The 23,175-nt window shown below is 59.0% G+C and carries 16 protein-coding genes; 6 read left to right on the top strand and 10 right to left on the bottom strand.

All coding sequences use genetic code 11. The features are described 5' to 3' along the window. Nucleotides 1–135: 135 nt before the first annotated feature. A complete protein-coding gene (gene trxC / locus ACB034_RS01835; protein WP_026456130.1) occupies nt 136–570 on the top strand; it encodes a thioredoxin TrxC in 435 nt (144 codons plus the stop codon). 160 nt (nt 571–730) lie between these two features. Then, nucleotides 731–2,116: a DASS family sodium-coupled anion symporter gene (locus ACB034_RS01830; RefSeq protein WP_338610088.1), complete on the top strand. Its 1,386-nt coding sequence runs from the start codon at nt 731–733 to the stop codon at nt 2,114–2,116. A 391-nt stretch (nt 2,117–2,507) separates the two neighbouring features. On the opposite strand, the gene ACB034_RS01825 is transcribed toward ACB034_RS01830, so the two are convergent. Together ACB034_RS01825 and ACB034_RS01820 are read right to left on the bottom strand one after the other, a co-directional pair. Further along, nucleotides 2,508–4,982, bottom strand: a complete 2,475-nt coding sequence (locus ACB034_RS01825; RefSeq protein WP_371171926.1) for a glycogen/starch/alpha-glucan phosphorylase — start codon at nt 4,980–4,982, stop codon at nt 2,508–2,510. A 372-nt stretch (nt 4,983–5,354) separates the two neighbouring features. After that, on the bottom strand, nt 5,355–5,552 hold the full coding sequence (locus ACB034_RS01820; RefSeq protein ID WP_026456128.1) for a DUF4250 domain-containing protein: 198 nt from the start codon (nt 5,550–5,552) through the stop codon (nt 5,355–5,357). Nucleotides 5,553–5,782: 230 nt separating this feature from the next. Here ACB034_RS01820 and ACB034_RS01815 point away from each other — a divergent pair, with 230 nt between their 5' ends. Continuing rightward, the gene (locus tag ACB034_RS01815) at nt 5,783–6,268 is read left to right on the top strand and encodes a cell division inhibitor (RefSeq protein WP_338610093.1); all 486 of its coding nucleotides are present in this window, start codon (nt 5,783–5,785) and stop codon (nt 6,266–6,268) included. A gap of 239 nt (nt 6,269–6,507) precedes the next feature. Further along, a complete protein-coding gene (locus tag ACB034_RS01810; RefSeq protein WP_026456126.1) occupies nt 6,508–6,942 on the top strand; it encodes a YcgN family cysteine cluster protein in 435 nt (144 codons plus the stop codon). A 293-nt stretch (nt 6,943–7,235) separates the two neighbouring features. On the opposite strand, the gene pflB is transcribed toward ACB034_RS01810, so the two are convergent. The 4 genes from pflB to ACB034_RS01790 form a co-directional block, all read right to left on the bottom strand. Further along, nucleotides 7,236–9,518, bottom strand: a complete 2,283-nt coding sequence (gene pflB, locus ACB034_RS01805; protein WP_042028926.1) for a formate C-acetyltransferase — start codon at nt 9,516–9,518, stop codon at nt 7,236–7,238. A gap of 46 nt (nt 9,519–9,564) precedes the next feature. Then, on the bottom strand, nt 9,565–10,413 hold the full coding sequence (focA, locus tag ACB034_RS01800) for a formate transporter FocA (RefSeq protein ID WP_042028928.1): 849 nt from the start codon (nt 10,411–10,413) through the stop codon (nt 9,565–9,567). Nucleotides 10,414–10,794: 381 nt separating this feature from the next. After that, a complete protein-coding gene (gene ycaO / locus ACB034_RS01795; RefSeq protein WP_371171925.1) occupies nt 10,795–12,555 on the bottom strand; it encodes a 30S ribosomal protein S12 methylthiotransferase accessory factor YcaO in 1,761 nt (586 codons plus the stop codon). Nucleotides 12,556–12,753: 198 nt separating this feature from the next. After that, nucleotides 12,754–14,187, bottom strand: coding sequence for a glycoside hydrolase family 1 protein (locus ACB034_RS01790; protein WP_371171924.1), 1,434 nt, complete (start codon nt 14,185–14,187; stop codon nt 12,754–12,756). Nucleotides 14,188–14,343: 156 nt separating this feature from the next. Between ACB034_RS01790 and ACB034_RS01785 the strand changes: the two genes are divergently transcribed. Beyond that, the gene (locus ACB034_RS01785) at nt 14,344–15,261 is read left to right on the top strand and encodes a LysR substrate-binding domain-containing protein (protein WP_371171923.1); all 918 of its coding nucleotides are present in this window, start codon (nt 14,344–14,346) and stop codon (nt 15,259–15,261) included. 133 nt (nt 15,262–15,394) lie between these two features. On the opposite strand, the gene metE is transcribed toward ACB034_RS01785, so the two are convergent. After that, on the bottom strand, nt 15,395–17,680 hold the full coding sequence (gene metE / locus ACB034_RS01780) for a 5-methyltetrahydropteroyltriglutamate--homocysteine S-methyltransferase (protein ID WP_371171922.1): 2,286 nt from the start codon (nt 17,678–17,680) through the stop codon (nt 15,395–15,397). A 184-nt stretch (nt 17,681–17,864) separates the two neighbouring features. On the opposite strand from metE, the gene ACB034_RS01775 reads away from it, so the two are divergent. After that, nucleotides 17,865–18,779: a LysR substrate-binding domain-containing protein gene (locus ACB034_RS01775; RefSeq protein ID WP_371171921.1), complete on the top strand. Its 915-nt coding sequence runs from the start codon at nt 17,865–17,867 to the stop codon at nt 18,777–18,779. A gap of 79 nt (nt 18,780–18,858) precedes the next feature. Here the strand turns inward: ACB034_RS01775 and ACB034_RS01770 are convergent, their stop codons facing one another. The 3 genes from ACB034_RS01770 to ACB034_RS01760 all read right to left on the bottom strand — a co-directional run bounded on the left by ACB034_RS01770 (nt 18,859) and on the right by ACB034_RS01760 (nt 23,059). Further along, nucleotides 18,859–19,671 (bottom strand): siderophore ferric iron reductase, encoded by an 813-nt coding sequence (locus ACB034_RS01770; RefSeq protein WP_371171920.1) that lies wholly within the window; start codon nt 19,669–19,671, stop codon nt 18,859–18,861. Between the two features lie 104 nt (nt 19,672–19,775). Next, nucleotides 19,776–21,911, bottom strand: a complete 2,136-nt coding sequence (locus ACB034_RS01765; protein WP_371171919.1) for a TonB-dependent siderophore receptor — start codon at nt 21,909–21,911, stop codon at nt 19,776–19,778. Nucleotides 21,912–22,183: 272 nt separating this feature from the next. After that, nucleotides 22,184–23,059 (bottom strand): helix-turn-helix domain-containing protein, encoded by an 876-nt coding sequence (locus ACB034_RS01760; protein ID WP_371171918.1) that lies wholly within the window; start codon nt 23,057–23,059, stop codon nt 22,184–22,186. Between the last annotated feature and the right edge of the window lie 116 nt (nt 23,060–23,175).

Below are 23,175 nucleotides of genomic sequence, written 5' to 3'. Positions count from 1 at the left end.
CAAGGTCGCAGATACGGCCGTTGTCACTTTTATCCCGAAGTGAATGATCCACACCGGCCAGTCACCATGTTACCGTTATATGTCCCTGAACTGGTGACAATATTTCGCGCAGCATCGAGCACACCGGAGCTTATTATGTCATTTATCACTACTTATTGTAGTCACTGCTTTAAACGAAACCGCCTGCCCCAAGACCGGCTCAGCCTGTCTGCCAACTGTGGTCACTGCAAGTCTCCCCTGTTCAGCCAGACCCCCTGCATCGGACAAGAGGCGCAGTTTGATACCCTGATCCAGTCCGATATCCCGGTGGTTGTCGATTTTTGGGCCAGCTGGTGCGGCCCCTGCCAACAATTTGCCCCCGTCTTCCACGATGTGGCGCACGAATTTGAACCGGGCTTGCGGTTCGTCAAGGTGGATACCGAACAACAGGCTACCCTGGCCGCACGCTACGCCATTCGCAGCATTCCCACCCTGATGGTATTCAGGCAAGGAAAGGTTCTGGCCCAGATCAATGGCTCATTGCCAAAAAGCATGTTCAAACAGTGGCTGGAACAGTTTCAAGATGTTTAATTTGTGTTTCGATATGGTTTTTTATTTGTTTTAAACTTTGTTTTCATGTCCATAATTTGTGAATAGAGGCAGATTTCCAGCACACCCCACTGTTTCAAACAGGTGAATGAATGTAATCTCGGCAACACAACAACAACCATAAATTAACCGAGAGAATGCTATGCACACATCTGCTGTACCCTCAGTACCATCACGCTGGCTGGACATCAAATCAGGGATCGTGATCCTGGATGTCCTGCTGCTTTGTGCCATGCTGGCCTGGCTCCCGTTTGACCCCATGGTCAACAAGGGCCTCGCCATCCTGATCTTCATCGCCATCCTCTGGCTTACCGAAGCGGTGAATATCACCATCACGGCCTTGTCCATTCCTGTACTCGCCACCCTGCTCGGGGTGTTTGACATGAGCAAGTCCCTGACGGACTTCGCCAACCCCGTCCTGTTCCTCTTCTTCGGGGGTTTTGCCCTGGCAGCCGCCCTCTCCAAACAGGGGCTGGACACCCAGATCGCCGCCAAGGTGATGCAGCTCGCCAAGGGGCATCTGGGCTGGGCCTCCATGGTACTCTTCACCATCACGGCGGCCCTCTCCATGTGGATCAGCAACACCGCCACCGCCGCCATGATGATGCCGCTGGCCCTCGGTATGCTAAAAGGCCTCGACATTCACAAGGATCGCCGCACCCTGGTCTTCGTCCTGCTGGGCGTCGCCTACAGCGCCAGTATCGGCGGGATCGGCACCCTGGTCGGCAGCCCCCCCAATGCCATCGCTGCAGCCCAGATGGGTCTTGGCTTTACCGACTGGATGAGATTCGGCATCCCGGTGGTCATCATCTTCATGCCGGTGGGCATCGGCCTGCTCTATCTGGTGACGCGCCCCAATCTCTCCCACCAAGTCAGCACCGAACGGGTGACCATCCAGTGGACCGGCCAGCGCAAGGTGACCCTGTGCATCTTCCTGACCACAGTCCTGCTGTGGATTGGCTCACAACCCATCGCCAAGGCGTTGGGAGGCATTCCCCAGTTCGACACCCTGATCGCCATGGGCGCCATCCTGGCTATTGCCATCAGCCGGGTGGCCAGCTGGGATGACATCAACCAGAACACCGACTGGGGTGTGCTGATGCTGTTCGGTGGTGGCCTGACCCTGAGCGCCATCCTGAAGCAGACCGGCGCCAACGCCTTCCTGGCGGAGCACCTCTCCAACGGTCTCGCCGCCATGCCAATCTTCGTCATCCTGCTGTGCCTGACCGCCTTCGTGGTGTTCCTGACCGAGCTGGTGTCCAACACTGCCACCGCCGCCCTGCTGGTGCCCCTGTTTGCCGGCGTTGCGGAAGCCTTGGGGGTGTCGCCCATCGTCGTCTCCGTGCTGATCGCCGTCGGTGCCTCTTGTGCCTTCATGTTGCCTGTCGCCACGCCGCCCAACGCCATTGTGTTTGCCAGCGGCCACATTCAGCAGCGTGAAATGATGCGAGCAGGCCTGGTGCTGAACCTGGTCTTCACTGTCATTCTGACCATGCTTGCCTACTTCATGGGCGACATACTCCATTGAGTTAACCCATGTATGCCAAGGCCCCTGACGGGGCCTTTTTCATATTTGTCATTCTCCCCGCGAAAATGTCAGACCTCTACCTCCCCCTCCTTGTATCTCTGCTCATGCGAACCAGAAAACCGCACCACTTTGAATAAAACAGTCCCCGCATGGCGTAATGCCAGTCAGTTAAGCATTTTTGTGACTAAGTATTCGATATATTGAATATCCAAGCGACTCCATGATTAAAGAGTCAATTTGGCTCCAACCCTTGCCCTGATTGGCATGCAAGAAAAAGAGGGAGGCATCATGCCTCCCTCACTCTTTAGCCCTTATACCCCGCGGGTTGGGACTCAAATTCTCTTAACTGACTTGCATTACCCGCATGGTGGGGCTTGGTCTCGGGTCGTTGTTAACCGATATTGCAGGGCTTCAATTTCCAGATCCGATCCACATAGTCCTGGATGGAGCGGTCGGAGTTGAACTTGCCCATGGTAGCCGAGTTGATGATCGCCTTCTTCGCCCACAGTGCCGGCTCCCGATACCAGGTATCGATCAGCTTGTGCGCTTCCGAATAGGAGGCGAAATCTGCCAGGGTCAGGTAGGGGTCGCCTCCTTCCAGCAGGGAACGCTTGATGGAGGAGAGCTCCCCCGGGCGACCCGGCGTGAAGTAATCGGTATCGAACCAGTCCAGCACGGCTTTGAGTTCGGAGTTGGCATAGTAGAAGTCATAGGGGTTGTAACCACGCCCCTTCAGGGACTTCACCTCGTCCACATTCAAACCGAAGATGGCGCAGTTTTCGGCACCGGCCTCTTCGGCGATCTCGATGTTGGCGCCGTCCAGGGTACCTATGGTAATGGCGCCGTTCAGTGCCATCTTCATGTTGCCGGTACCGGATGCCTCGTAACCTGCGGTGGAGATCTGCTCGGAGACGTCCGCCGCCGGGATCAGCTTCTCGGCCAGGCTCACGCGGTAGTTCGGCATGAACACCACTTTCAGCTTGCCCTGGATACGGGCATCGTTATTGACCCGCTCCGCCAGCTTGTTGATGGCGTAGATGATGTCCTTGGCCAGCTTGTAACCGGGCGCCGCCTTGGAGCCGAAGATGAACACCCGCGGGTGCATGTCGTAGTCCGGGTTGGCCAGCAGACGACGGTAGAGTGCCATGATGTGGATAAGGTTCAGCTGCTGGCGCTTGTATTCGTGCAGACGTTTGATCTGGACGTCGAAGATCGCCTCGGCACTGACGTCGATACCGGTTTCGGCCTTGATGACCTTGACCAGCTTCTCCTTGTTGTGACGCTTGATGGTCATGAACTGCTTCTGGAAGGCCTTGTCGTCGGCAAACTTGGTGACGCTGCGCAGCTTGTCCAGTTGCAGCGGCCACTCTTTGCCAACCACCTCGTTGTAGAGCTCGGCCAGTTCCGGGTTGCAGGCCAGCAGCCAGCGACGCGGAGTCACGCCGTTGGTGACGTTGCACATTTTCTCTGGCCACAGCTCGGCATACTCGGGGAAGAGATCTTCCTTCACCAGCTTGGAGTGGATCTCGGCCACGCCGTTCACCTTGGAGGAGCCGATGACACACAGGTTGCCCATGCGCACCTTGCGCACAGCCCCCTCTTCAATGATGGAAAGCTTGGCTTTGATGGCATCGTTGCCCGGCCACTTTGGCTCAACCAGATCATTCAGGAAGCGGGCGTTGATTTCATAGATGATCTCCAGATGGCGCGGCAGCACCTTCTCAAACAGGCTGACAGACCACTTCTCCAGCGCCTCCGGCAGCAAAGTGTGGTTGGTGTAGGAGAACACCTGGTAGCTGATGGCCCAGGCCGCTTCCCAGGTCAGCCCCTCTTCATCCACCAGCACCCGCATCAGCTCGGGGATCGCCACGGTCGGGTGGGTATCGTTGAGCTGGATGGCGATCTGTGCCGCAAAGTTGCTGAAATCGGCACCGTGTACCCGCTTGTAGCGGCGCATGATGTCCTTGATGGAACAGGCGCAGAAGAAGTACTGCTGGATCAGACGCAGCTCCTTGCCTGCATCCGTATCATCGTTTGGATAGAGCACCTTGGAGATGGTCTCGGCCTGGGCTTTCTCGGCCTGAGAGTCGATGTAACCACCGGCGTTGAACACGTCCCAATCGAAGAACTCGGAAGCACGGGACTCCCACAAACGCAGGATGTTGACGGTGTGGCCGCCGAAGCCAACCACCGGGATATCCCAGGGCACCCCTTTGATCTTGCGACCGGCGTGCCACACCTTCTTCAGGCCGCCCTTGTCACCAAACACGGTTTCCACGTAGCCGTAGAGCGGGATCTCCTGCACCGATTCCGGGCGGCAGATCTCCCAGGGGTTGCCATATTCACGCCAGGAGTCCGGACGCTCAATCTGGCGACCATCCTGAATTTCCTGACGGAACAGGCCGTGCTCGTAGTGAATGCCGTAGCCAACGGCCGGATAGTTGAGGGTCGCCAGCGAATCGATGAAGCAGGCCGCCAGTCGACCCAGGCCGCCGTTGCCAAGGGCCATATCCGGCTCTTGCTCGCAGAGATCGGTCAGTTCCAGACCCAGCTCGCCAAGCGCTTCTTCGCAGATCTTGTACAGGGAGAGGTTATGCAGGTTGTTGGAGGTCAAACGCCCCATCAGAAATTCAGCAGAGAGATAGTGAATCGCACGAGTGTCTTTCTTGAAGTGAGTCTGCTGAGTGCGGGTCAGGCGCTCGTACACCTGTTCGTTGACGGCCGCAGCGGTGGCTTTCCACCACGCTTCGGGAGAGGCTTTCTGTTCGCTTGTACCCAAGGTAGAACGCAGGTGACGCACGATACTCGCCTTGAGCTGATCTTTATCCAGTTGGAGATCCTGGTCTGTCTTCTTCTTGGTAGCCATAAACCATATTCCTTCGTTACAAATAAAATTGTTATCCCGGTTAACGGGTCCGGCGCTGTTGTTATCTCAAATATTTACCGGCGTGAGAATACTAACGAAAGCAGCTGAATTAAAAGTTAACGCAAGTCACACTTTACCCCACGGGAAACGCAAGAAAAGTATGAAAACCCTTTCCTTAAAATTCTTTTAAAAACCAATCAAAACCATAAAAATCAATAAGTTAATGCAATCGTAAAAATAATGAAATATGAATAGGTTTTCAGAGGTTGCCAAGTCTTGAAAATCCTTGAAAATAAGCCATGAAATGGCGCATTGAAAGCGATTTCAATGCGCCAAAATGTAATATGAAGCCAACACGATATCCCCCGTTGTTCAGGGATGAGCCTTGAACTGGTTGGTCAAGGGATCATAGTGATACCCAATCTGGCCCAGCCTGTTCGCCAGCTGCTCCTCACTCATGTCGTAATAAGCCAGCAGCTCTTCCAGCCCGTCACACTCCAGTCTCAGCTTTTCATTGATGATGCCCAACAAGATGTTGGCATCCAGACGCTGCAAAGTACTGATATCCATGACGTCACCTCCCCTGCATTAACCTTGTATAACCATGGGCGGTTCCATTCCATTTGTCCATCGAATAAAAAACGACCACTGTTTTTAAAAAATATTTTCCTGATAAATCAGTATCTTTTTCTCCCCTCCTGCCAAGGGCATCACATTTTTTGGCAAAAATGCCTTGTCAGCGTCACAGGACAGAACTACTGTATAGACATACAGCTTGAGTTTTTATACAGGATACGTAGATGAACCAGCCCCAGCACTCACCTCTCTATGGAATAACCCGTACCATGAGCAATCCCTGGCCAACCAGAACGGCTTGCAAAGCGGGACCGACTCACGCTCGCGCGTCTTTCTTGTCTGATGAACCGCTGCACAAAGAACTGGGTACGCAGTCAATTCCTACCAAGGGATGGATCCTGCTGATCGCCCCCCCAGGCCGCCCTGCTGCTCTCCATCTGCAGGAACAGGGACTTGATCCAGCCAGGGTCTTGATTGTGCACAGCACCAAGATCAAGAACTGGCAGCAGACACTGGAGCGCAGCCTCGGCCTGGGCCATTGTGCTGCCGTGTTCACCTGGTTACCCGAAACGATCGAACTTGATCACGCCAAATTGCAACGGCTGGAACAGCAATCTGGCGTATTCATCCGTTATTTGGGCGACGTGACGCCAAGAGCAGCCAAGCCACAGGTCGCCTATGCAGAACAGGATATCTACCTCAATCACTGACAAAAACCGGCTATGGCGAGACTCGGCCAAAGAGATAGGTCATCGCCATAAATGATGGAAGCTGTAAGGATGGAGATGGGGCCCGATGATAACAACTTGCGGATCAGAGCAAGGTTATTTTGAGCCAGCCATTGCCCTTGGAAAACACATGCCACTGGCAATGGGCCGTCATCCTTGAAATGTGAGGTAACAAGAGGTATAACCACGCGTTTTATCAGGTGTATTAAGTGAGCAGTATGATGCAAGCCCCTTTTTGGCAGACCAAGAGTCTGCAACAGATGACCGAGTCAGAATGGGAATCCCTCTGTGACGGCTGTGGCAAGTGCTGCCTCAACAAGCTTATCGATGAAGACACCGAAGAGCTGGTATTCACCAATGTCGCTTGCAACCTGCTCAACACCAAGACCTGCCAGTGTTCTGACTACCTGAATCGCTTCAAAAAAGAGCCTGACTGCCTGCAGATCACTCATGACAAAATCGCCGAGTATGACTGGCTGCCATCGACCTGCGCCTATCGTCTACTGGCAGAAGGCAATCCCCTGCCGGCCTGGCATCCCCTTATCACCGGCAACCGCTCTGCCATGCACCAGGCCGGACAATCGGTACGGGGCAAAGTCATCCATGAGGTCGATGCCGGCGAGTGGGCCGACCATATCATCACCTGGGCAAGCTGAGCCCAAGGCATAGCGCCATACATCAAGCTAGACCAAGGGCTGCCCACGCAGCCCTTTTTGATCTCTCCCGTTTTTCGTCAACCATACCCTCTGAATCGCCCCTTCTTTCCTGCCACTCTCACCCATCCCTTTGTCAGCGCCTGAGATAGCGGTAACGGTAAGAGGCAGAGGCAGAGGCAGAGGCAGAGGCAGAGGCAGAGGCAGAGGCAGAGGCAGAAAATCACCCCGTCCTCTGAATGACAAGCATAAAAAAACCGGCGCCTTGGCGCCGGTTTTTAATCACGAGTTCTCGATTACAGAGAAGCGGTGAAGGTACGGGTGATGACGTCTTGCTGTTGCTCTTTAGTCAAAGAGTTGAAGCGAACGGCATAACCGGAAACACGGATGGTCAACTGCGGATATTTCTCCGGGTTTTCCATGGCGTCCAGCAGCATTTCACGGTTCATCACGTTCACGTTCAGGTGCTGACCACCTTCTACGTTGGCTTCGTGGTGGAAGTAACCGTCCATCAGACCAGCCAGGTTGGCCTTCTGGGCTTCCATGTCTTTACCCAGTGCGTTCGGCACGATGGAGAAGGTATAGGAGATACCATCTTTGGCGTAAGCGAACGGCAGCTTGGCAACGGAAGTCAGAGAGGCAACCGCACCCTTCTGGTCACGACCGTGCATCGGGTTGGCACCCGGGCCGAACGGCGCACCGGCGCGACGACCATCCGGGGTGTTACCGGTCTTCTTGCCGTACACCACGTTAGAGGTGATGGTCAGCACGGACTGGGTAGCCACGGCGCCACGGTAGGTGTTCAGCTTCTGAATCTTCTTCATGAAGCGCTCAACCAGGTCGCAGGCGATGTCATCGACGCGAGCGTCGTTGTTACCGAACTGCGGGTACTCGCCTTCGATTTCGAAGTCGATGGCCACGCCGTCTTCATCACGCACCGGCTTGACCTTGGCGTACTTGATGGCAGACAGGGAGTCGGCAGCAACGGACAGACCGGCGATACCGCAAGCCATGGTGCGATACACGTCACGATCGTGCAGCGCCATCAGAGAGGCTTCGTAGCTGTACTTGTCGTGCATGTAGTGGATGATGTTCAGGGCCGCTACGTACTGCTTGGCCAGCCAGTCCATGAAGTGATCCAGACGATCCATCACTTCGTCGTAGTTCAGGTACTCGGAGGTGATCATCTCGGTCTTCGGACCGACCTGCAGCTTCATCTTCTCGTCCATACCGCCATTGATGGCGTACAGCATAGTCTTGGCCAGGTTGGCACGAGCACCGAAGAACTGCATTTGCTTGCCCACGATCATCGGGGACACACAGCAAGCGATGGCGTAGTCATCGTTGTTGAAGTCCGGACGCATCAGATCGTCGTTCTCGTACTGAACGGAAGAGGTCTCGATAGATACCTTGGCACAGTACTTCTTGAAACCGACCGGCAGCTTCTCGGACCACAGGATGGTCAGGTTCGGCTCAGGGGACGGGCCCATGGTGTACAGGGTGTTCAGCATACGGAAGCTGTTCTTGGTGACCAGGGTACGGCCATCAACGCCCATACCGGCCAGAGTCTCGGTGGCCCACATCGGGTCGCCGGAGAACAGTGAATCGTATTCCGGAGTACGCAGGAAGCGAACCATACGCAGCTTCATGACCATGTGGTCCATCAGCTCCTGGGCTTCCTGTTCGGTGATCAGACCCTTCTGCAGGTCACGTTCGATATAGATGTCCAGGAAGCTGGAGGTACGACCGAAGGACATGGCTGCACCGTTCTGGGACTTGACTGCCGCCAGGTAGGCGAAGTAGGTCCACTGTACGGCTTCTTTGGCGTTCTTTGCCGGTACGGAGATGTCGCAACCATACTTGGCAGCCATGACTTTCATCTGGGCCAGAGCACGGTGCTGCTCGGAGATCTCTTCGCGCAGACGGATGGTGGCTTCCAGGTTGACGCCGTTTTCCAGATCTTCCTGCAGGGACTTGAACTGGGCCAGTTTGTCGGCCATCAGGAAGTCGATACCGTACAGGGCAACACGACGGTAGTCACCGATGATACGGCCACGGCCGTAGGCATCCGGCAGACCGGTGATAACGCCGGACTTGCGGCAGTTCAGGATGTCTTTGGTGTAAACGTCAAACACGCCCTGGTTGTGAGTCTTGCGGTACTCGGTGAAGATCTTCTCGACCATGGGGTCCAGCTGACGACCGTACACTTCGCAAGAAGTCTTGACCATCTTGATACCGCCGTTGGCGATGATGGCGCGCTTCAGCGGCTTGTCAGTCTGCAGGCCAACGATCTGCTCCAGGCTCTGATCGATGTAACCGGCATCGTGTGCGGTAATGGTGGAGGGCAGGTCGGTATCAAAATCAACCGGCGCGTGAGTGCGGTTCTCGATCTTGATGCCTTCCATGACCTTGTCCCACAGCTTGGTGGTCGCTTCGGTCGCGCCAGCCAGGAAGGACTCGTCACCTTCATACGGGGTGTAGTTCTTCTGGATGAAGTCACGGGTGTTGACAGAAGTCTGCCATTCACCGGCCGCGAAGCCTTCCCATGCTTTTTGGAACTGTTCGTTAAGTTCTGCCATTTTTCATTACCTCACACGGTATTGATGTAGTATCCCGCAATCATCCTTAATGATGACGACGGAAGATAAACCAGTAAGTCAAACCAACCATGACGCCACCACCGATGATATTGCCAATGGTGACAGGGATGAGGTTGTGTAGGACAAAGTTGGATACGGTCAGATCGGCGAAGCTTGCCGGATCCTGTCCGATAGCCTGCCAGAATTCCGGGCTGGCCACGCTGTGAATCGCGATACCAACCGGAATCATAAACATGTTTGCGATGCTGTGCTCGAAGCCGGAGGCAACGAACATGGCAACCGGCAGCAACATCACCACGACCTTGTCAGTGGCACTGCGGGCACCAAATGCCATCCAGGCGGCAAGGCAGACCATCAGGTTGCACAGGATGCCAAGGGCAACCGCTTCAAAGAAAGTATGGTGGATCTTGTGCTGAGCCACTTTCAGGGCATTGAGGCCCCACTGGCCATCTGCCGCAGTGTATTCCGCCGACATGATGATAAGCCCCACCATGAGCAGGCCACCAATCAGGTTGCCAAAGTAGACCAGGCCCCAGTTTTTGAACAGCTGTGCCCAACTGATGCGGTTGGCTGCCTTGGCCACCAGGGTCAGGGTGGTGGAGGTGAACAGCTCGGCACCGAGCAGCACACAAAGAATAAGACCAAGGGAGAAGCAGAGACCGCCGACCAACTTCGCCATGCCCCATGACATGGAAGAGGAGCCTGTGGTCACCGTAATGTAGAAGATAAACGCGATGGCGATGAAAGCGCCTGCGGTAATGGCCAGTGGAATGACCTTGTATGCCGGCTTGGTGGCCTTGGCATAAGTGATGTCTTCAGCCAGTGCTGCGATGGCTTCGGGTTTGAGACAATCGAATGGAGATTCAGTTTTCAATTATTTTGTACCTGAACGTTTTGCCTGCCGAAATCATAACAAAGGGGCAAATGGCCAAAATTGACATTGATCAAATTTATCAGTGTGCGAATGTAATTTTACTACAAAGATTTTAAGGCTGCGGAGCCATAAGTTTACACCAGGTTTCAGCTGAAACAGAAGCGCATTTTTTTTAATGCAATGATTTAAAAGAATTTATTGATATCCACCTCAAAGTATTATCGGCAAGATATCTTTGCGGGACAACCCTGTTCTCCCCTCCCCTTCGTCAACCCCCTTAGGGGTATTTTTTGTTTTTTATTTCATCTTTGAATAACGCATCACACTCTGTCTTTTGCATAAAAAAGGGGCCGAACGCCCCCTTTTTAACACGTTATGGCCTTACGCCCACTGGTGGGTGCGTTTGGCTTTCTGCAACTTTTCGTAAGCCGCCAGCAGTTTCTGGTGCAGCGGGAACTGCTCAAGCGACAGATCGGCCGCCTCCAGACCGTGGAAGCGCGCCTCGCCGCTGGCGTGGGCCCAGGCTTCAGCCAAGGTATCTTCGCCGAACATGCGGGCAAACACGGTGCGGTACTGCTCGGGATCGCGATCCTCGTCCAGGAAGAGCTCGACACAGGCGCGCAGGGCGCGGTAGTAGTTGGCCCGTTCGGCCGGGAACACCGATTGGTTGAATTCCATGGTCCAGTCGATGAGATCGAGCGCCGTCTCCAGCTCGCCTGCGGCCAGTGCCAGCATGGCCTTGAGCTCACCGACTCTCAGGGTATGCAGAGCGGTGCCCTTGGCGGCGGCGATGCCAAGCAGCTCTCGCACCCGGGTGCGCTCGTCGTGCCCCTCTTCATCCAGCTGGTCAAACAGCGCCATGTATTGCTCTGCATCCCACTCCAGCGCCGGCAGCGCCAGAATAGTTTCCCGCAGGTGAGCCCCCATGGTGTTGTTGGCCAGCAACAGATCCTCGGCCGGATAGATGTCGGACATGCCGGGCACCAGGATGCGGCAGGCATAGACGCCCAGGTGCTCGTAGTCGGCGATATAGACCGGCTGCTCCAGCTCGTGGAAGATGCCGATCAGGTGATCGAACTCCTCTTGCGACGTGCCGCGAAAATCCCAGTCGGCATACTCGAAGTCCGCATCCTGCTTGAACAGATCCCAGCTGATGAGACCGGAGGAGTCGATGAAGTGGGTCTCCAGGTTGTGGTGATCCGCTACCTGCTCGTTGTCGAACGAGGGCGGAACGAACACGTCCAGATCCTTGAGGCCACGCCCCTGCAGCAGCTCGGTGACGGTGCGCTCGAACGCCACTTCAAAGCGCGGGTGGGCACCGAAGGAGGCAAAGCAGGTGCCGTTGCTCGGGTTGAGCAACACCACGCAGATGACCGGATAGCGGCCACCCAGGGACGCATCGAAGCTGTAGATGGGGAAACCTTCGGCCTCAAGGGCGGCGATGGAGGCCTGGATCCCTGGGTAACGGGCGATCACCTCAGCAGGGATCTCCGGCAGGCTGATGGCCTCGGCGATGATCTTGTTCTTCACGTGACGCTCGAACACCTCGGAGAGCGCCTGGGTGCGGGCCTCGGTCTTGGTGTTGCCGGCACTCATGCCGTTGGAGACATAGAGGTTGCCGATGATGTTCATCGGGATGTAGACGGTCTGATGGTCGGACTGGCGCTCGAACGGCAGGGCGACGATGCCGCGCTCCTCGTTGCCAGACTGCAGATCCACCAGCATGTCGGCGGTCACTTCCCCATCCGGGTTGTAGAACTTGCGGGTGAAGGAGTCGAGCAGACCGGCAGGCAGTTGATCCCCCTCGATGGGGAACCACTTCTCGTTCGGGTAGTGGACGAAATCACCGTTCGCTACCTGCTCGCCCAGATAAAAGTCGGCGAAGAAGTAGTTGGTGGAGAGACGCTCGAAGTACTCACCGAGGGCCGAGGCCAGTGCGGCCTTTTTGCTGGCGCCCTTGCCATTGGTAAAGCAGAGGGAGCACTCCTTGTCACGGATGTGCACGGACCAGACGTTGGGCACGGGGTTGAGCCAGGAGGCCTCTTCGATATCAAACCCCAGGGCTTGCAGCTTGGTCTGGAAGCGTTCGATGGAGTCTTCCAGCGCCGCGTCCTTGCCGGGAATAAAAGTGTGGTCGGTCATCACAATGTCCTGATTTTATTGGCTCATGTTTGGCCGCAGATAATAGCAGGGGTCAACGGCTTTGGCAGGACAAAAATCAGCGCCGGACGCAAACAGAAGGGAGAAAGAGGAGAGAGGCGATGGGGTCGCCGCATTGATCGGCAAACGGGACCGGGCTGCCGCCCGATCCCGCGCAAGAGGGATCACCGCGATGGTGAGTTAGAGCTGCTTGCCCTGGCTCGCGATGACCGACTGATACCAGAAGAAGCTGTCCTTCTTGAGGCGGCGCAGGGAGCCTCCCTGCTCGTCTCGCTCAACATAGACGAAGCCGTAGCGCTTCTGGTAGCCGTTGAGCCAGCTCAGGATGTCGGTGAACGACCAGGCGCAATAGCCCAGCAGCTCCACCCCGTCCTGCAGCGCCTCCTGGCACGCCTTGACGTGGCTGCGCAGATAGTCGATGCGGTAGTCGTCGTGCACCCGATCTCCCTCTGCCAGCTTGTCGAACTCGCCGAGGCCGTTCTCGGTGATCATCAGCGGCAGACCGTAGCGGGAGGAGAGCCGGCGCAGGGCGATGCGCATCCCGGTCGGGTCGATGGCCCAGTCCCAGTTGCTGGTCTCCAGGTGCGGGTTGGGGGCCGTCTTGTAGAGGCCGGGAATGCCGCTCGGCGGCGTAGTGCCCTTCTTGCCCGTGGTGTTGATGCGCTGCATCGTCTGGCCGCCGAGGGGGTTGTCGGTATAGGTCAGGGTGTAGTAGTAGTTGACGCCGATGTAGTCGGGTGTCCCCTCGCGCAACAGCTCGAGATCGCCCGGCAGGATCTCCGGCGCCTCGCCGTTCTCCCGCAGGTAGGCGAGCGCTGCCTGGGGGTAGCGGCCGAAGCAGTAGGCATCCAGCCACCAGAGGTTGGTGAACTCCTCGGCATTCTCGTAAGCCAGCATGTCTTTGGGGTCGCACGAGGCCGGATAGGCGGGAGAATAGGCAAAGCTTGGGCCTATCAGTCCCCCCGGCACGTGCTGGCGGAACGCCTTGATGACCCGGGCGTTGGCCAGAAACGCGATGTGGTTGGCAGCAAAGAAGCGCTTGCGGTCTTGCACTGCGGGCGGATGGGTGCCGAGCTGATAGGCGTTGGTCAGGTTGTAGTTCTGTTCATTGAGCGACACCCAGTACTTCACCTTGCCGGCAAAACGCTGGTAGAGGGTCACGCAGTAGCGCTCGAAATCGGCGATGATCCGTCTGTCTTCCCAGCCGCCGTATTCATCCTGCAGCGCCTGGGGCAAATCCCAGTGATAGAGGGTGAGCACCGGCTCAATCTGGTGGGCCAAGAGGGTATCGATGAGTTTTTCATAGAAGGCGAGCCCCGCCTCGTTCACCTCGCCACGGCCGGTCGGGTAGATGCGCGGCCAGCTCACCGAGAAGCGGTAGGCCTTGAGCCCCATCTCGGCCATCAGCGCCACGTCCTCCTCCATGCGGTGGTAATGATCCACCGCCACGTCGCCGTTGCTCCCCTCAAAGGTCTTGCCCGGCAGCTTGGTGAAGAGATCCCACACCGAGGGCCCCTTGCCATCGGCGTCCCAGCCCCCTTCCACCTGATAGGCGGCGGAGGCGGCGCCCCACAGAAAATCTTGCGGGAAGTCGTTGAACTTGTGGTGATGCATCTGGGGTTGCTCCTTCTGCGGCGGTGGGCTGGCCACCTTGATCGCACCGACTGGCGGTGCCCAATGGAATTGGCATTAGCATCGAACAGTTCTAAAATTCCGTCCAATGACAAATTTAACCATTCAACATTCCAAACAGGAATCATAGGAGCCGACATGGAGTTGCGGGATCTGAAGGCCTTCGTCACCCTGGGGGAGGTACTGCACTTCGGTCAGGCGGCGGTGCGCCAGCACGTCACCCAGTCGGCGCTGAGCAAACAGATAAAACGGCTGGAAGAGGAATTGGGCGGCGAGCTGTTCGAGCGCAATGCAAGCACCACCCGTCTCACCGTGCTGGGGCGCGCCCTTTATGAGGATGCCCGCGCCCTGGTGGCGGCCAGCGAGCAACTCGGCCGCAGCGCCCGCGACGTGCTGGCCGGCAACAGCGGCACCCTGCGCATCGGCTTTGGCGTTGCCACCAAGCTGCTGGTGCCCGCCGCCATTGCGCAATTTCGGGCCGAACGCCCCCAGGTGACCATAGAGCTCAACGATCTCTCCACCCACCATCAGTTGCTGGCCCTGAGCGAAGGCAAGCTGGATCTCGGCTTCTGCCGCCTGCCCGCCCCCAAGGGGTGGCCGTGCCTGCCGGTGGTGCGGGCCCATTTTGTCGCCGTGCTGCCCGCCAGCTACGCCGGCGTGAGCAAGCTGGCTGATCTGGTGGACAAGCCGCTGGCCATCCTGCGCCGGGACAAGGCCCCCTCGTTTTACGATCACCTGATGCACTACCTGGCCCAGAGCGGGCTGCGTTTTCGCGATATCCAGTACGTCAACGACTTCGCCGCCGGCGTCGCCACCGCCGCCGCCGATATCGCCTGGACCCTGGTGCCCTCCTCCACCACCATAGAGCACCCGGATGTGCTGACCCTGCCGCTGACCGAAGGGGAAGCCTGCTGGACCATAGGCCTTATTCGCCCGCCCCACAGCAAGGGCCCCCTCATCGAGGCCTTCTGGCAGACAGTCTGTACCCTCACCACAGGAATCGGCGCTGCACAGTCCGCGCTGCCGGGGTCAGATCAGGGCTTGTCACAAGCCTGACTGCCCACAACAACCAAATAGCGGAAAAAACTGAGGGAAGGCCGCGGCCTTCCCTCTCTCTTGCGTCGCTATCAGTGCTGCCGATTCAGACCGACGGCCTGCGTGTGTTGTTTGGCCGACAGGGTACTGTGGCTCAGGCCAGCTCGGCCCGCAGCGCCCGGGTCGCCTCCACCATCACGCTGAGGGCGGCGGTGGTCTCTTCCCAGCCGCGGGTCTTGAGGCCGCAGTCCGGGTTGACCCAGAGCCGCTCGGCCGGGATCTGCTTGGCGGCCTTGCGGATCAGATCCTCAATCCAGCCCTGGCTCGGCACGTTGGGCGAGTGGATGTCATAGACCCCCGGGCCAATTTCGTTGGGGTAGTTGAAGCGCTCGAACGCCCCCAACAGCTGCATCTGGCTGCGGCTGGTCTCGATGGTGATGACGTCCGCGTCGAGCGCGGCCACCGCCTCGATAATGAGGTTGAAGTCGCTGTAGCACATGTGGGTGTGGATCTGGGTGCTGTCCACCACCGGGCTCGCGCTCAGGCGGAAGGCGCGCACCGCCCAGTCGAGGTAGGCCTGATGATCCTGCTTGCGCAGGGGCAGCCCCTCGCGGATCGCCGGCTCGTCGATCTGGATGATCTTGATGCCGGCGGCCTCCAGATCCGCCACCTCGTCACGAATGGCCAGACCGATCTGCAGGGCGGACTGCTCGCGGCTCACGTCTTCCCGCGGGAAGGACCAGCAGAGGATGGTCACGGGACCGGTCAACATCCCCTTCACCGGTTTCTCGGTCAGGCTCTGGGCAAACTGGGTCCACTCCAGGGTCATGGGGGTCGGACGGTCGATGTCACGGGTGATCACCGGCGGCTTGACGCAGCGGGAGCCATAGCTCTGTACCCAGCCGAAGCGGGTGATGGCAAAGCCGTCCAGCAGCTCGCCGAAGTATTCCACCATGTCGTTGCGCTCGGCCTCGCCGTGCACCAGCACGTCCAGCCCGATGGCCTCCTGGCGCAAGATGGCATCCTTGATCTGGGCCTGAATGCCCGCCTCGTAGGCGCCATCGTCGATGCGACCGGCCCGCCAATCCTGACGCAGCACGCGGATCTCCGGGGTCTGCGGGAAGGAGCCGATGGTGGTGGTGGGCAGCAGCGGCAGCTTGAGCTCGGCGCGCTGAACCTCTGCCCGCACCGGATAGGGGTTGTGGCGATCAAAATCGCTGTTGGTGAGGCTGGCCAGGCGCGACTGCACCGCCTTCTTGTGCACCCGGCTGTCGGACTCCCGAGCGATGATGGGCTGGCTGTAGGCCGTGATCTTGTCCAGCTCCCCGCCATCCGGCTCTTTGTTATCCAAATAAGCAGCCAGCAGGCCCAGCTCGTAGCACTTTTGCAGGGCGAAGGCGAACCAGCTGCGGGTCTGGGGGTCCAGCTCCTGCTCCAGAGTGAGATCCACCGGGCTGTGCAACAGGGAGCAGGAGGAGCCGACCCAGAGGCGCTCGCCAAGCTTCTCTTTCAGTGCCTTGAGGGTCGGGGCCAGCTTGGCCAGGTTGGCGCGCCAGACGTTGCGGCCGTTAATGACGCCAGCCGAGAGCACCCACTGGGCCGGCAGATGAGGAACGAGCGTCTCGAGCTGCTCGGGGGCCGCCACCAGATCCAGGTGCAGGCCGTCCACCTTCAGGCTGGTGATGATGTCGCGCTGATGGGCCACAGACCCGAAGTAGGTGGTGAGCAGCAGCTTGCAGGGGCCGGCGAGGCGCTCATACGCCTTGAGGTAGGCCAGGCGCCACTCGTCCGGCAGGTCCAGCGCCAGGGCCGGCTCGTCGATCTGTACCCACTCCACGCCCTGGGACGCCAGCTTGGCCAGAATTTCCTGGTAGACGATGAGCAGGCGATCCAGCAGCTCGAGGCGGGAGAAACCGCTCTCCTTCTCCTTGCCAAGCCACAGGTAAGAGACGGGGCCCAACAGCACCGCCTTGACCGGCAGCCCCAGGGCCTTGGCCTCTTCCACTTCGTCAAACAGCTGGCTCCAGCCCAGCTTGAAGCGCTGGTCGCGGTAAAATTCCGGCACCAGGTAGTGGTAGTTGGTGTTGAACCACTTGGTCATCTCGGCGGCGGCGGCGGCGGCGGCGGGGCCGGTCGGCGCGCGGCCGCGGGCGACCCGAAACAGAGTGTCAAGATCGGTGTCGCCGTGGCGGTGACGGGCGGGCACCGCATCCACCAGCAGGCTGGTGCCGAGCACTTGGTCGTACCAGGCGAAATCGCCCACCGGCAGCAGGTTGACCCCGGCGCTGCGCTGGGCCTGCCAGTGACGCTCACGCAGGCTCTTGCCCACGGCGATAAGCTCGGCCTGGCTGGTTTCGCCACGCCAGTAGGATTCGAGGGCAAATTTCAGCTCGCGCTTGGCGCCGATACGGGGGAAGCCCAGGGTGTGTGCTCGGGTCATAGTTCCAATTCCTTATGCTCGTTCATCTGATGGGAAACTGGATGATTTGGCCATCCAGATGTTTACACATCCAAAATGACAAGATAAGGTGGCGTTGGCTATTGAATCCTTTTCAACTGCTTCTCAAGAAATCCTCAACTGACACGCAAGCGCATCTTCAGCCGATGCCACAAGGAGCCATGTCATGGCGGTGCCAAGCAATTCAAGCATCGAGATCAAACACTTGAAGACGGTGACGGCACTGGCCGAGCAAGGGTCGCTGGCCGGGGCGGCGCTCACCCTCAACCTCACCCAGTCGGCCCTCTCCCACCAACTCAAAGAGCTGGAGACCCGCCTCAATCTGGAGCTGTTTTTGCGAAAGAGCCGACCCCTGGTGCTGACGGCGGCGGGCAACCAGCTGCTGGCGCTGGCCCGTCAGGTGCTGCCTGCCCTGGCCCAGACCGAGAAGCAGCTACAGGCCCTGCACAGCGGCGACGCCGGTCGCCTGCACCTGGCGCTCGATTGCCACAGCTGCATCCAGTGGCTGCTGCCGCTGTTGCCTGATTTTCGCCGCCAGTGGCCAGGGGTGGATCTGGAGGTGGAGTCGGTGCCGGGCTTTGATGCCCTGGCTGCCCTGCTCGGCGGCCAACTCGATCTGCTGCTCACCTCGGACGTGCAGGCCCGCGGCGATCTTCATTTCGAACCGCTGTTTGCCTTCGATCTCACCCTGGTGATGGCACCGGATCACCCGCTCTGTCGGCAAGCGCGCATCGCACCAGAAGATCTTCGCCAGGAGGTATTGCTGGTCTACCCGGTGGAGCGCACCCGGATGGATGTGTTCAGCCGCTTCCTGCAACCGGCCGGAGTGGAGCCCGCTCGCTGCAAGCCGGTGGACAACACCTCGGTCATGTTGCAGATGGCTGCCGCCGGGCTGGGTGTCGCCGCCCTGCCGCGCTGGGCCAGCGACGAGTTTGTCCGCCAGGGGCTGCTCGAAACACGGCCACTCGGGGATGGCGTACGCCGCCATATGTATGGCGCGGTGCGCGCCGCCGATCGGGATCAGGCCTGTCTGCAGAGCCTGTTTGCCCGCATTCGCAGCAAGATGGGCGATCAGAAATAGACATAACAAGGCCGCCATAATGGCGGCCTATATCGGAAACAGGTGTTTGCCAGAGGCAAGGCGAGCCGAACGGCGACGGCTATGGCTCAGTCTGCTCCGTCTGATCCCCTGCATGTGCACAGACACTCTTGTCCTGCTGGCGCCGCGGGCAGTTGCCGCAGAGCGCGCCATCGCGGCGCTTGTAATGTAGGCAACAGCGCTGACGCACATAGCCGGGGGACGCATCATCCTGCGGTAACGAGGCCGGACGCCACCCCGCCAGATGGCTATCCGGCAGGGCGCAGGCGGCGAGCCAGAGCGGTGCGTGGGCCGTCACCGTCTCGCGGCTCACCTCGGTAAAAAAGTCCGGCACCCGCACCAGTGCCGCCAGCAGATCATCGGCCAGGAGCGGGCGCACGAAACCGGGCCGCAACCGTTGTACTCCGCCCAGCAGCGCAAGCAGTGCCTGCCAGTGCACCTGCAACCGTTCGCCCGCAGCCTCGATCAGGGTCTCTGTCTCCCCCTTGATCATGGGCGCCACCGGCAGGGTCATGCCACTGACCAGTCCCTCCCGATAGTCCAGTTCCAGCTTATCCAGCGCAGGCACGGCCCCCTGGCGATAGACGGCCACCATGGCCAGATAGATGGACTGCCAGCTGAGCATGCTCCAGCTGCGGGTCAGCCAGTAAGCTGGCCCCGCCTCCGGATGTACCTGTTGCCAGTAGGCGTGAAGCTCGGCCGCCACCCGGGCAGGCGCCATCGGCGAGGATGACGTCAGCAGAGCGCTCCCCTCCGCCTCCCGAATGCGTCCCGTCAGCGACGGGATAAGCTTGGCGGCGGCCGCAAACAGGGCCCGATGCTCCGCCGCTATCTCATCCCGAGGCGCTCCCCGCAGTGCTTCCAGAGTAGGCATGGCGAGCACAGTGCGCCCCCCATCAGCCCCGATCGGATAACGCGGGGCTGATGGAGCATAAGAGGGTGCGCTGGCAAGCCCCGGACGATCTCCGGGGCGCAGGGTCAGAATGCGTATTTGAGTCGAGCCTCCAGGTTGCGCTCGGCCCCGAACCAGCAGTTGTTCCGGTCGTAGCAGGAGTAGTAGGTCTTGTCGAACAGATTGCTGGCGACGAGGGAGGCTTCCACCCCCTTGAAACGCTGGCTGAGGTGCGCCAGATCGTAAGAAGCACTCATATCCATCAGCAGGTAATCGGGCACTGTGCCGCTGTTATCGGCATCGAGCTGGGCCTTGCCCACATAACGCAAGCCGGTCCCCAGCCGCAGACCCCGCTCGAAGCGATAGTTGCTCCACAAGGAGGCGGTCTGCTCGGGCACCCAGACCGGCGTCTTGCCCTGTAGTTCCGTAGTATCGCGGGTAATCTCCATATCGAGGCGAGTGTAATTGAGCGCCAGATCAAACTGGCTGGTGAGATCGACCCTCCCCTCCAGCTCGACGCCGCGGGAGACCATCTCCCCGGTCTGCAGCATGGGGCCGTAGAGGTTGTCCGGATCCGTCACCAGCGCGTGCTGCTTGGTGATGTGGAACACCGAGACGGTCGCCGTCTTGCTCATGTCATCGGAGAGGTACTTGACGCCCCCCTCCCATTGCTGGCCGGTGGCCGGCTCAAACGCCTTGCCATGCTTGTCCGCCCCCGATACCGGCTCGAAACTCTCGGCATAGCTCGCATAGGGGGAGAAACCGCCGTCCAGCTCGTACAGGGCGCCTAGACGGAAAGAGAGATTGTTCTGATCCACGGTGGCCAGGGTATGGCTCGCCGCCCCCTGATAGAGGGAGTGGCTGTCGGTGTCCATCCGGTAGCTGTCGTAGCGCGCACCACCAATCACCACCAGTCGATCGAGGCGCAACTGATCCTGCAGATAGAGACCGCTCTGGTGCTGGCGGATCACCTTCTTGTCCTGATAGTTGAACGTTGGCTGCACCGAAACCAGCTGGTTGTGGTTCGGGGCGAAGATGTCGATGGCGGGCGCCGAATAGTCCAGGGTATCCCGGTAAAGCACATGGGCATCCAGATACTGGTAGTCGACCCCGAGCAGCAGGTTGTGCTGGGCGGCGCCGGTTTGTACCCTGCCCGCCAGCTGGTTGTCGATGACAAAGCCGCGGGAGTCTTCATCCGTCAGATAGGCGTTGCGGGTCAGGGTGCGGTGATCCGCCTCCAGCGCCCCGTTGTAGGTGTTGCGCTGATCGGCCGAGGCATCCATATAGCGGGCATTTTGCAGCAGCTGCCAGCGGTCGTTGAAGTCGTGGCCCAGCTTGTAGCCCAGCAGGGTCACCTCCCGACTGTAGTGGTTCCACTGCTCGTCCCCCAGGAAGGTGTCACTGCCAAGCTGGCCCAGGGGATTGGCCTCCACCGAGCCGCTGGCCGGTACCGTCGTGTAGATGCCCGCCGCCGGGTCCCGCTGGTAATAGAGATTCAGGTTGAGCAGGGTGCGCTCGCCCAGCTGCCAGTCCAGCGATGGCGCAAAGACGTAGCGCTCTTCCTGTGAGGTCACCGCCTGCCCCTCTTTCTGGCGGGCCAGCCCTACCATACGGTAGGCGAGGGTCTCGCTGATGGCCCCCGTGCTATCGAGGCTCATCTCCTTGAGATTGCCCGTGCCTGTGGCGACGTTCACGCTGTGTCTTGCCTCGCGCTGGGGGCGCTTGGCGATAAGGTTGACCATGCCGCCGGGGGGCATACTGCCATAAAGCACCGAGGTTGGCCCCTTGAACACCTCCAGCTGCTCAATGGCCACCGGATCTATCTGGGGTTGCAGGTTCCACTCGTTGTACTGCAGCAGCAGGCCATCGTAGAAATTCTGGTAGTTGTCAAAGCCGCGGATGTTGAACAGATCCAGCCGGTTGACGGCGCCGCCGCGCAGCTCGGTGTTGACGCCGGGCACATAGCGCAGCGCCTCGCTCACCGAACTGGCCCCCCGCTGTTCCAGCGTCTCGCCGTCCACCACCGAGATGGCCTGGGGCGTCTCGATAGGGTCGAGCCGAGTCTTGGTCGCTGTGTTGCGATAAGTCTGACCGAGCACGGTCAGGGTCTCATCGGCCTGCGCTTCCTGCGAACGCTGGGCAGGGGCGGCCAGCACGGAACCGGTCAACAGGGTGGAAATGGTCGCGGCGACCACGGTCAATGTAGGGCGAACAAATTGCATCTGATCCTCGACTGCCTAATGCGCATTAATAGTAACAAATCTCATTTGCATTTTATTGCGCTAATTGGTCCCGAAATTAACAATTTGGGGCATGTTGGCAGGCAAGGCGGTGAAAAACAGACAAAAAAGCCTCAACCGAAAACCCTTCGTGTCGAGTGAAAATGGCTTTGAATTCAAATGACTATCTAGTCAGGTAAGAGGCAATGGATAGATGATCAGTGCCCACCAGGACGGCGGCTCGCTCCCAGACAGCCCCCTCGAGCACTTTGTGATCAGCGCGGTGAGATGGGCAACCAGTACTCCATAATGGCATCCGGCTGCTGGCCGTCGAACCCGACGCCATAGCGCTCCAGCTCGAACCCGTCCAGCCCGCGATAACTGGAAGATGGCAGCCAGTGCAAAATGAACCAGTTGAGACTCTCTCCCAGCTGGCTGATGGGGCCCACGTGGGTGAGTACCGCATAGGTCTGGGCTGGGATGGTCAAGGACGCGAGTCCCGGTGGGGCCTCGTCACCTTCCTCTGCCACACAGGCCCAGTAGGGCAAAATGGCGCCCGTCGCCGAGACATCCACGACACCGATCAGCTCCCTTGCCCTCTCCAGCGCACCGGTATCACGCAAGGCACGCCAGATGGCGGGCACCGTTTGCTGAAAATCGGGCGCCTCGGCAAACAGGCCACTGATCAGCCCCCTGACCCCATGCAGGGTGAAACCAGGCTTGCTCTCTATTCGCACCTGCACCAGCTTGGGGGGGCTTGCAACCGCCATCGCTGCCCTCACCAGCGGGGTACGCAACCCCAGTCTCAGTCCCCGCTTGCGATAGGCCAGCGGTGAGCAGCCAAACTGCTGCTTGAAGGCGCGGCTAAAACTCACCTCTGAGCCAAAACCGTAGCAGAGCGCCAGATCCAGCACTCGCGGCCGCCCCGACAGCAGCGCCTCCGCCGCCAGGCTCAACTTGAGCTCGCGCACATAGCTGGCCACCGTCAGCCCGGTTTCGTGCAAAAACATCCGCTGCAGTTGCCAGCGCGACCAGCAGCTCTGTTCCGCCAGCTGTTCCAGCGACAAAGGTTCATCCAGATGGGAGTGGATGTAGTCGAGCACCCGTTCAATTCGGGTGAAGTGGTACGGGACGGGGTGTGACGAGGACATGATGCTAGAAACTCACTCCGTGATGGCAGCATGAGGGTCATTTACGGGGGACTCCCGGCAGGGCGCCAGTGTGGCACAAGGTATGCCACAAGGCACCCACCCCATCGGGATAGATG

This window comes from Aeromonas sp. S18(2024) (genome assembly GCF_041402525.1).
Taxonomy (GTDB): domain Bacteria; phylum Pseudomonadota; class Gammaproteobacteria; order Enterobacterales; family Aeromonadaceae; genus Aeromonas; species Aeromonas enteropelogenes.
Note: the sequence above shows the minus strand (reverse complement) of the source record. Positions and strands in the feature narration are given on the sequence as shown.